Raw genomic sequence first — 8,824 nt, 5'->3', positions numbered from 1 at the left:
TCGATGCTATTTGCTGCAGGTATGGGTATTGGCCTCATGTTCTGGGGTGTGGCAGAGCCCGTTGCTTACTTTACCGGTTGGTATGAAACACCGCTCGGTGTTGAAGCGTATTCTCCTGAAGCGGCTAAGTTGGCACTCGGTGCAACCATCTACAACTGGGGCTTGCACGGTTGGGCAATCTACGCCGTTGTTGCTTTGTCTCTTGCCTTCTTTACTTTCAATAAAGGATTACCGCTTTCTATTCGCTCAATCTTTTACCCGCTACTCGGTGACAGAACTTGGGGGTGGTTTGGTCATATCGTTGATATTGTCGCAGTACTTGCAACATTGTTTGGCCTTGCAACATCACTTGGCCTAGGTGCACAGCAAGCCGCAAGCGGTATTAACCATGTATTTGGTACCGATGGCGGTATTGGTATGCAGCTTATTGTTATTGCAGTGGTAACACTGTTGGCAACAATGTCGGTGATTCGCGGTATTAACGGTGGTGTTAAGGTTCTAAGCAACGTCAACATGGTTGTTGCATTAGGCTTGCTGATCTTCGTAACTATCGCGGGTGGCATGGCGGGTATTAAGGCGATACCAACCGCGCTAATGGGCTACATTGAGAACTTTATTCCTCTTAGCAACCCTCATGGTCGTGATGATGAAACATGGATGCAAGGTTGGACGGTATTTTACTGGGCTTGGTGGATTTCATGGTCACCATTCGTAGGCATGTTCATCGCTCGTATCTCTAAAGGTCGTACAATTCGTGAATTTATCGTTGCAGTCTTATTTATCCCGACGTCTGTCATTATCATTTGGATGGCTATTTTCGGTGGTATTGCGATTGACCAGGTGGCGAATAAAGTGGGTGAGATTGGTATAAACGGTCTGCAAGATATTACACTTTCTCTATTCCACACTTATGATGCGCTGCCAATGAGCTCAGTGCTTTCAGTGGTATCGATTGGTTTGATTATGGTGTTCTTCATCACTTCATCAGACTCAGGTTCATTGGTTATTGATAGCATTACTTCTGGCGGTAAAGTCGATGCACCTGTTCCACAGCGTGTATTTTGGGCATTGATGGGCGGTGCGATTGCGGCGGTTCTACTGTGGGTTGGTGGTACTGAATCTATTCAGGCATTACAAGCTGGAACAGTCTCAATGGCACTACCATTTGCCTTCATATTATTGCTTATGTGCCTAAGTTTGTTTCTTGGTTTACGTACAGAGAATCAATTGGTTAAGCAGCAAAGTGCTTTGAGCTAAAAGTATTTTTTCAAATAGAGGCCGACTTAGTCGGCCTTTTTTTCGCCGCAAATATAAGTGATTACCTATATTTTGTTTGAAAATCCATCGAACTGATTCTAGTTTACTGAAAACAATAAGTTAACCTGCTAAACTTCAGACATCCAAGTATTTGAATTATCGTGACAACAGCTTGTACTACTTGGATCGTATGTTCGAGTTTGTGATTCAGTCACAGGAAAGTTAGGGATATGAGGTCAACAGACCTTATAAGTATTCCGTAGAGAGGAATAATGACTAAAGGTATAGATAAATACAGTATCGACAGTACGGATTACACTGTTGGTCAAGATAACGTCCAAAAATGGGGTTTTGACGTTCATAACCCAGTGTTTGGTATCAGTGCGGGACTCATCACTTTGTTCTTGATCGGTGTGCTGCTTACAGATACCGCTTCAGCAAAGTCAGCATTGGATGGTGTTAAATGGCAAATTATCAATTCATTTGATTGGTTGTTCATTTGGTCCGGCAATATTTTCGTTATTTTTTGCTTAGGCTTGATTGTTTCTCCGTTTGGTAAAATCCGCCTTGGTGGTGTTGATGCAACGGCAGATTACTCATTCATGTCTTGGTTATCGATGCTATTTGCTGCAGGTATGGGTATTGGCTTGATGTTCTGGAGTGTTGCAGAACCTGCGGCTTACTACACAGGTTGGTATGAAACGCCACTTGGCGTAGAGGCAAATACCCCAGAAGCTGCAAAACTAGCACTCGGTGCAACCATGTATCACTGGGGGCTTCACCCTTGGGCTATTTATGGTGTTGTGGCGCTTTCACTGGCTTTCTTCTCTTACAACAAGGGATTACCGCTTTCAATTCGTTCTATCTTCTACCCAATTTTAGGTGATAGAGCGTGGGGCTGGGCTGGTCACATCGTTGATATTCTTGCTGTACTTGCAACCCTGTTTGGTTTGGCGACATCGCTTGGCCTTGGTGCGCAACAAGCGGCAAGTGGTATTCAGCATGTATTCGGCATTGAGGCAGGCTTAGGGTTACAAGTCATTGTTATTACCGTAGTAACTTTGCTAGCGGTCGTATCCGTACTTCGTGGTATTGATGGTGGCGTTAAAGTGATCAGTAACATCAACATGTTGGTTGCTTTCCTACTGCTTATCCTAGTAGCTCTAATCGGCTACGCAGTGACTCTAGGTTCAATCCCTACAACATTGATGGCATACATCGAGAACATCATTCCGTTGAGCAACCCTCACGGTCGTGAAGATGAAGCTTGGTTACATGGTTGGACTGTATTCTACTGGGCCTGGTGGATCTCATGGTCTCCATTTGTCGGTATGTTTATCGCGCGTGTTTCTAAAGGTCGTACTGTTCGTGAGTTCATTACAGCGGTACTGATTGTTCCAACGACAGTGACTATCATTTGGATGTCAGTGTTTGGTGGTATGGCAATTGATCAAATCGTGAATAAGGTTGGTACCCTAGGTCAAAATGGCTTAACTGATGTATCACTGGCAATGTTCCAAATGTTTGATGTATTGCCGTTTGGTACTCTGCTTTCAATCATTGCGGTTGTATTGGTTCTCGTATTCTTTATTACATCGTCTGACTCGGGCTCTTTAGTCATCGACAGTATTACCGCTGGTGGTAAAGTTGATACGCCAGTGCCTCAACGCGTATTCTGGGCGTTCCTTGAAGGTGCGATTGCAGTAGCTCTATTGTGGGTTGGCGGTACTGAAGCCGTTCAAGCTCTGCAAGCGGGTGCAATCTCAACAGCATTGCCATTCACCATCATTCTATTGTTGATGTGTGTGAGCCTACTAATGGGTATGCGAACAGAGAAAAGATAGACTACGTACTATTCGATTTTTCATCTTTTTGATGTCGAATACAAAGTAAAACAAAAGGCAGAAGAGGAAACTCTCCTGCCTTTTTTTATCCATTTTACAGCCTGTAAAACTGTATATATCGTAGAAATCGTCGTTGAAATGGCGCCTTGAATTTGGCGAAAAGTCAAGTAATTGGCGAAAGCTAAGTTTTTGGTTTTATTGCAAATATAATGTGATGTAAAACTGTGAAATAGCTCGAATCGTTTGCTTAAATTGGGTAGTATTCGCTAGATTATCCACTACTCGTGAAACTTTGACATGAAACTAACACTTAAGCAGAAGTTAATAGGTGCTAGCCTATCTGCTGTTGTCGTTATGGCAACAGCGTTAACTTGGTTATCAGCAAACCAATTATTTGAACAGACTCGTAACGGCGTATACCTGCGAGCTGAAAGCGTATCAGAAGCAGCATCTGAAGGTATTAAAAACTGGATTGATATCCGCACCGATATCGCATCAGCATTTAATGACTTTTCACGAGAGGATGATGTTGTTCCTTTCCTTAAGCAAGCTCGTGTAGCGGGTGGCTTTGACGATATCTTTTTAGGTACTCCAGAAGGCGGAATGTACCGTTCACATCCTGAACGTAATCGCGCCGGTTACGATCCTCGTCAACGCCCTTGGTACCAGGAAGCAAACGCAGCCGGTAAGCAAATTATTACAACCGCTTATCAAGATGCGATTACCCAAGCGCTTCTAGTTACGATTGCTGAACCTGTTCGTCATAACGGTAAGCTTGTTGGTGTTGTTGGTGCGGATGTACTTATTGATCAACTAGTCAACGATGTTATCAGCTTAGATGTTGGTGACAACGCTTACGCAATGCTCATTGATGCCTCTGACGGCACATTCCTAGCACACCCAGACTCAGCACTGAGCCTTAAGCCTGTAAGCCAGCTTTCAAACGACATTTCTATGCCTATCATCGAAAACGCAGTGCGTACGGGTAGCATCGAGATCATCAAAGAGCGCGGTGCTGAGAAGCTTCTTTACTTCACTAATGTGCCTAATACGAACTGGATTTTTGCAGTTCAGATGGACAAAGCAACAGAAGAAGCGAATCACTCAACACTACTTACTCAGTTGATCACAACGGCGGTCATTATTACGTTAATCGTAATCGTATTAGTGTCCTGGTTAGTGAGCTTCCTATTCCGTGATTTGAACCGTGTTTCAGCGGCACTTGAAGAAATTGCTTCAGGTGAGGGCGACCTTACACAACGTCTTGAGCCTAAGAGCGATGACGAAATTGGTAAGCTTGCTGAAAACTTCAACCGTTTTGTAGGCAACATGCACACCATGGTGATCAAGCTAAGCGAAGTATCTGCTGCGCTAGGTAACCAAGCACGTCAAACGGCTTCTCAAGCTGAAGAGCGTAGTGCTCGCATTCAGATGCAACAAGACGAAATCAATATGGTAGCAACAGCCGTGAACGAAATGGCTGCAGCAACACAAGAGATTGCGGGTAATGCTGATCAAACTGCACAGAATTCATCTGAAGCTGTTGGCGCGTGTGAGCACGGTACGGGTCAAGTTACACAGACTCAAAGCTCAATCCAAAACCTTGCACAAGAAGTTCAAGTTGCAACGAACGTGATTCTTGAGCTTGAAGAGCACGGCAATAGCATCAACGCTATCTTGTCCAATATCCAAGGCATTGCTGAACAAACTAACTTACTTGCACTTAACGCAGCGATTGAAGCTGCCCGTGCTGGCGAACAAGGTCGCGGTTTTGCGGTTGTTGCTGATGAAGTGAGAGTTTTGAGCCAACGTACACACGGTTCAACTCAAGAAATTCAACAAACGATTGAATTACTGCAAGGTACAACGGGCAAAGCGGTAAGTATCATGAACGATAGCCGAACGCTTGCTGAAACCAGTGTTGATGACTCAAACTCAGCGGCCGCTAGCTTAACGCAAATTCATGCTGCTGTTGAACGTATCAGTGATATGGCGACTCAAATCGCTTCTGCTGCAGAAGAGCAAGCGTCAGTAACGTCTGAGATTACTCGTAACACTGAAGGAATCCGTGACGTATCTAACGAGCTAGCAGGTGAAGCGCACCAAGCTGCAGAACAAGCTGCTCAGCTTTCTGAACTGTCTAATGAACTAGAAAATGAAATCAGCCGTTTTAAGCTGTAATTATAGATAGATAGATAGATAGATAGATAGATAGATAGAACGAAGCCCCAACTTAGGTTGGGGCTTTTTTATGTTCGCTTTTTAGAAGAAGCAAAATGTCGTGATCTAATCATGCTGGGCTATTGTTTATTGAAGGTTAAACAGCCCGAGCGTGACACCGAATATGTTTTATTATGGCTTCTAAACCTTGACTCCGACTGGCGCTAAGCTGAGATTTTAAATCTAACTGGCGGAACCAGTCTTTAATATCGAATTCTAGAACGCTCGCGGGTTGTTGGTTGTTATAGGCGATCAACACCAACGCCAGCAAACCTTTAACTAATGAAGAATCGCTGGTCGCTTGTATCGACATTTTATTCTGTTGACCGATGTAAAGATCTAGCCATACGTTACTTTGGCAGCCTGCGATAAGATGTGTTTTATTCATCTTTTCCATAGGGAAGGGCTCTAACCGGTCTCCCAATTCTATCAAATACATATAACGTTCTTCCCAATCAACGCATCGCTCGAAGTTTCTCTGGAGCTTTTCAGGGGACATAAATTACCTTAATAGTTGGTGGATTCGTTTTAGTGACTGGCACAAGGCGTCTATGTCTTTGGGCCTTGTATACATGCCAATCGATGCGCGACACAGCGAGTTTTGACCGAGTCGTTTTAAAAGGGGCATTGCGCAGAGATGCCCGGTACGAATCGCAATACCATACCTATCTAAGAATGAACCGACATCAAAAGAGTGTTGGTTTTTCATATTAAAGGCCAAAACGCCGGTGCGGTTATCATCGTCGCCATAGAGCTCTATTGCTGGTACCTGTCTAATGCTCTCCACCAAATAATTCATTATATTTTTTTCATAGCCAGAGATCTCTTTGAAGCCGATAGCTTCAATGTAGTCTAGAGCGGCGCCTAAACCTAAAATGCCGGCAATATTCGGAGTACCTGCTTCGAACTTCCATGGCGCTTGGCCAAACGAGGTTCCCAAAGGCAGGGTCACTTGATCGATCATGGCTCCGCCGCCTTCCCATGGCACCATGTTGTCGAGGTGTGTTTTTTTTGCATAAAGCACGCCGATGCCTGTCGGGCCATACAATTTGTGCCCAGAGAAGGCGTAGAAATCACAATCGAGGTCCGTCACATTGACTTCATCGTGCATGACAGCTTGAGCACCGTCGACTAACACGGGGACTTTTGCTTTATGTGCTGCTTTGACTATCGTTTTAATTGGGTTTACGCGGCCTAGAACATTCGATACGTGGCTAATTGCCAGCAGTTTTGTCTTTGTATTCATTAACGACACAAGGTCGTTGAGATTCAAATAGCCATTTTTTGCCATTGGCCAAACACGAATGTTGACATTATAAATTTCAGAAAGCATCTGCCAAGGAACAAGGTTGGCGTGATGCTCCATTTCCGTCACGATGATTTCGTCACCCGCTTTTAACCTAGGGCGCAAATAGCTATTCGCAACGAGATTGATGGCCTCTGTCGTCCCTTTGGTGAACACAATACTTTCTCGGGATTTAGCTGAAATGAACTGAGCAAGTTTTTCTCTTACTTGTTCCATTTCTTCGGTTGCTTTAGAGCTTAGGTAATGGACACCGCGATGAACACTCGCATAATCATGTTGATAAAACTGAGTCATGCGGTCGATAACGATTTGAGGGGTTTGGGCCGTTGCAGCACTGTCTAAATAGACCAAAGGCTTGTCGTAAACTTGAGTTCTTAGAGCTGGGAAGTCGTTAAACCAAGGGCTTGTCTTTTCGCTCGAATCAATCATTAGGACATCCTTTATTGAGTGACGCATTGATTTTATCTATCGCAGATTGTCTTAGGGCGGGGTGTTTAATTCTCTCGGTAACGCCAATGACAAACGCAGAGGTAATCATGTGCTCGGCTCGTTCTTTTGGGATACCTCTAGAGCGTAAGTAGTTGATTTGGTTTGGGTCGATTTGCCCTGTTGTTGCACCATGGCTGCATTTGACATCATCGGCATAAATCTCTAATTGAGGTTTAGAGTTTACTTGGGCTTCATCGCCTAAAATCAGACTGTGGGTGTCCATTTGCCCGTCTGTTTTTTGCGCGGTAGGGTCAACATAGATCATGCCGTCGAAAACAGACTTAGATTGGTTTCGAGCGATGGTTTTATGATTTTGTTCACTTTGGCAGTGGGGAGAGTTGTGTTTCAAATAGGTGCGAGTATCAAAAACTGCCTCACCTTGAGGTAGGGAAATACTGTCCATAGCGACAAAACCTTGTTCGCCAGTCAGTTCTGAACTTACTTGATGTCGTATCAATTGGCCGGAGTAGAGCAAGCAACAAGAGTAGGCGCTAGCATGCGCATTAATCACCAAATCGTTATGACCGAAGTGATGTTGACTTAAGGCCTCTTCGACAATTTTAGTGTGATGATAGTGAGCACCACAACCAACGTGTTGTGTTAAGCGAGATAATGTTACGCCTCTACCACTACCTTGTGAAACATGGTGTTCGATGACGGTGACTTCCGCATGATCTGCGACTTCAATATGGCTTCTGTAGCTTGATACATCACCTTGTTTTCCGGAATTGATATGCAGAAGATGAATAGGTTTCGATACCTGCGTATTCGCTTCGACCTCGATTAATATGCCACTTGAAGCGGTAGCATCAGTAATATAGGTAAAAGCGTCTGGCTTTATTGAACGAGATAGCTCATCGATTTCAATTGGAGAGAGCGCGCAGGTGGGAGTCACTCGAACTTTTGGAATCCAGTCGGAGTATCGAGCTAAAAAGAAGCCGTCGACGAAGACTAATCGATAAGCATCAATGTCTAAACTGAATTTGTTGTATGGCGTGTTAGCTGTCGACTGCTGTGGTGCGCTGCTTAGCTCTAGTTCGTTTAATCGGTCAAGAGGCGTGTATTTCCAGTCCTCATGTTGAGGGGACGGTAACTCAACCCCAAGCAATTTAGACCATTGTTTTTTTTGCCACTCATGCGGTCGAACAAGGGTTTCAAATGAATCAAGCAATGAATGTTTATTGTTCATCAATGATCCACCCATAGCCTTTCTCTTCTAATTCTTGAGCTAACGTGTGGTCACCAGATTTTACAATCTTTCCTTGGTACAACACGTGCACGAAATCTGGTTTGATGTAATTGAGGATACGTTGATAGTGCGTGACCAAAATGAAAGCTCGTTGCTCATTCTGCAGCGCGTTTACACCTTCAGAGACGGCTTTAAGGGCATCAATATCTAGACCTGAGTCGGTCTCGTCTAGTATACAAAGATCAGGTGAGAGCACCGCCATTTGTAGAATGTCATTGCGCTTTTTCTCTCCACCAGAGAATCCCTCATTGACAGAGCGTTGGAGTAAATTTGCCGGCATCTTCAACAATTGCGCTTTTTCTTCCAATAGATCTTCAAAGTCAAAACGATCGATTGGTTCTAAGCCTCGATATTCACGAACCTCGTTGAGAGCTGTATTTAGAAAGAGTTTGTTACTGACACCTGGAATTTCGACAGGGTACTGAAAGGCTAAAAATACCCCTTCACCGGCTCTTTCCT

The 8,824-nt window shown here is 44.2% G+C and carries 7 protein-coding genes; 3 read left to right on the top strand and 4 right to left on the bottom strand.

Annotated features, from left to right (window positions below):
- The 3 genes from AB4653_RS05650 to AB4653_RS05640 all read left to right on the top strand — a co-directional run.
- Positions 1-1,257: BCCT family transporter (locus tag AB4653_RS05650; protein WP_372103536.1), on the top strand; the 1,257-nt coding region annotated here is incomplete at its 5' end.
- A 272-nt stretch (positions 1,258-1,529) separates the two neighbouring features.
- On the top strand, positions 1,530-3,101 hold the full coding sequence (locus AB4653_RS05645; protein ID WP_009847132.1) for a BCCT family transporter: 1,572 nt from the start codon (positions 1,530-1,532) through the stop codon (positions 3,099-3,101).
- A 297-nt stretch (positions 3,102-3,398) separates the two neighbouring features.
- Positions 3,399-5,282, top strand: a complete 1,884-nt coding sequence (locus AB4653_RS05640) for a methyl-accepting chemotaxis protein (protein ID WP_017101414.1) — start codon at positions 3,399-3,401, stop codon at positions 5,280-5,282.
- A gap of 136 nt (positions 5,283-5,418) precedes the next feature.
- Here the strand turns inward: AB4653_RS05640 and AB4653_RS05635 are convergent, their stop codons facing one another.
- The 4 genes from AB4653_RS05635 to sufC all read right to left on the bottom strand — a co-directional run.
- Positions 5,419-5,820 (bottom strand): SufE family protein, encoded by a 402-nt coding sequence (locus AB4653_RS05635; RefSeq protein ID WP_102258314.1) that lies wholly within the window; start codon positions 5,818-5,820, stop codon positions 5,419-5,421.
- A gap of 3 nt (positions 5,821-5,823) precedes the next feature.
- Entirely contained in the window at positions 5,824-7,056 is a 1,233-nt protein-coding gene (locus AB4653_RS05630; protein WP_102258315.1) for a SufS family cysteine desulfurase, read from the bottom strand.
- Positions 7,049-8,305 carry a Fe-S cluster assembly protein SufD gene (gene sufD, locus AB4653_RS05625; RefSeq protein ID WP_240798327.1) on the bottom strand — a complete coding sequence of 419 codons (1,257 nt, stop codon included), beginning with the start codon at positions 8,303-8,305 and terminating at the stop codon, positions 7,049-7,051. Before sufD ends, AB4653_RS05630 begins: the two co-directional genes overlap by 8 nt.
- On the bottom strand, positions 8,295-8,824 hold a 530-nt coding region (gene sufC, locus AB4653_RS05620; RefSeq protein WP_372103533.1), incomplete at its 5' end, for a Fe-S cluster assembly ATPase SufC. The genes sufD and sufC, both read right to left, overlap by 11 nt.

This window comes from Vibrio sp. 10N.222.48.A3 (genome assembly GCF_041475345.1).
Classification (GTDB): Bacteria; Pseudomonadota; Gammaproteobacteria; order Enterobacterales; family Vibrionaceae; genus Vibrio; species Vibrio tasmaniensis_A.
The sequence above is the reverse complement of the archived record's forward strand: the minus strand, read 5'-3'. Positions and strand labels throughout refer to the sequence as shown.